1 protein-coding gene and 2 tRNA genes are annotated in these 1,513 nt (G+C 42.5%); 1 reads left to right on the top strand and 2 read right to left on the bottom strand.

Features of this window, described 5'->3' with window-relative positions:
- Positions 1-53 precede the first annotated feature (53 nt).
- Both AB4274_RS22050 and AB4274_RS22055 read right to left on the bottom strand, forming a co-directional pair.
- Positions 54-127 (bottom strand) — tRNA-Cys (locus AB4274_RS22050).
- 67 nt (positions 128-194) lie between these two features.
- Positions 195-281 (bottom strand) — tRNA-Leu (locus tag AB4274_RS22055).
- 349 nt (positions 282-630) lie between these two features.
- Here AB4274_RS22055 and AB4274_RS22060 point away from each other — a divergent pair.
- The gene (locus tag AB4274_RS22060; RefSeq protein ID WP_017064543.1) at positions 631-1,419 is read left to right on the top strand and encodes a lipase family protein; all 789 of its coding nucleotides are present in this window, start codon (positions 631-633) and stop codon (positions 1,417-1,419) included.
- Positions 1,420-1,513: the final 94 nt, after the last annotated feature.

Genomic DNA, 1,513 nt, shown 5'->3' on the forward strand with positions numbered 1-1,513 from the left:
GTATCGCATTTTCATTCTTATTATCTCTTAACTTATCAAACTAAGAGAAAGAATGGAGGCGCCTCCCGGAGTCGAACCGAGGTCCACGGATTTGCAATCCGCTGCATAGCCACTCTGCCAAGGCGCCTTTAATAGTGATTTAAGAGAACAACTCTTTATTCATCACTCTACTCAAAATGTAGAAGCTAGATAGATGGTGCCCCGGGCCGGACTTGAACCGGCACAGCGCGAACGCCGAGGGATTTTAAATCCCTTGTGTCTACCAATTCCACCACCAGGGCAACGCAATCTTGCGAGGCCGATTACTGAAAAGTAAAAACACCATCTCTCAGCGACCTAAGCCGTGAGAACGAGGTGTACTTTAACGGAAGGAAAAAATTCGTCAACAATAAATTTTATCTTTTAATTCAAGTGATTAATTATCGAACTCAAAAGAATAAATTTAGTGCAGCTTGTACGGTTCTTATACTTGGATTTCTAATTTAAACGGACAAATCACTGACAACCATTGATTCAAATACCAATTGAATGCGGTGATTTTATTGTTTTAAACCAAGCAAATGGCGTTTTCATGTGCTTTTCACATTCAACGATTAGAGTTTGAAGTAACTCTTATTAAGAAGTAAACATGTGAAACCACTAAAACGATATCAATATGAGCGCTATGCCGTTCTTTGTAACCTCGCCTACCCTAGAGTTTTTAAGCAGACTCGCTATGGTTTTGACCCTAATGGACAACGCATCATCAAGAACCAGTTTGGTAAAACCATGATTAGAGTGTTGTGGAGTAGCGACAAAGATGAAGTGGTTGTGGTAATCAAAGGATCGCACAGTATCTCAGATTGGCTACTAACCTTTGCTCTATGGACCAGAAGCTGTAAGAGAATTGGGCTCAATTATCGTGTGCATGCGGGTTTCTACCATCTAATGTTTCAAGAGAGCCAGCCAAGTCGTAATGAAGATAAGCTTGGCTTAACCGTTATTGAGCGCTTGGAAGCCACGCTCACACCTCTCATCGAACAAGGAAAAAGAGTGTCTATTACTGGCCACTCTTCCGGAGGCGCTATCGGTTGTGTCTTCGCTGATTACTTTGATCAAAAGTACCCAGGCTGTATTAAACGAATAGTGACTTTTGGCCAACCCGCCATTGGTGATTGGAGCTTTCGAAAGCACTATCGCATGAGTAAGAAGACCTACCGAATTTGCTGTGACATCGACATCGTGACCTTCATGCCACCGGTTCCTTTGCTCTATTGGCATGTAGGTAAAGTGCTTTGGCTTTATAACGGACGAATCTATGAGAACACTCCTACATTAATCCGCCTTGGTCGCTCTATCTTTAGTTGGCTGATAAGACCTTTCTCTTACCACTTGATGAGCAAGTATATCCGTAACAAAGATTTCTTTGATAAGCATTGAAATGGGTACGTAGGAAGCTTTTAGCGGGGCCAGAAACGAAAAAACCAGTCACTAGGACTGGTTTTTTCTGAATTATGGAGGCGCCTCCCGGAGT

Source organism: Vibrio sp. 10N.261.55.A10 (genome assembly GCF_041470825.1).
In the GTDB taxonomy this organism is placed as follows: Bacteria; Pseudomonadota; Gammaproteobacteria; order Enterobacterales; family Vibrionaceae; genus Vibrio; species Vibrio crassostreae_C.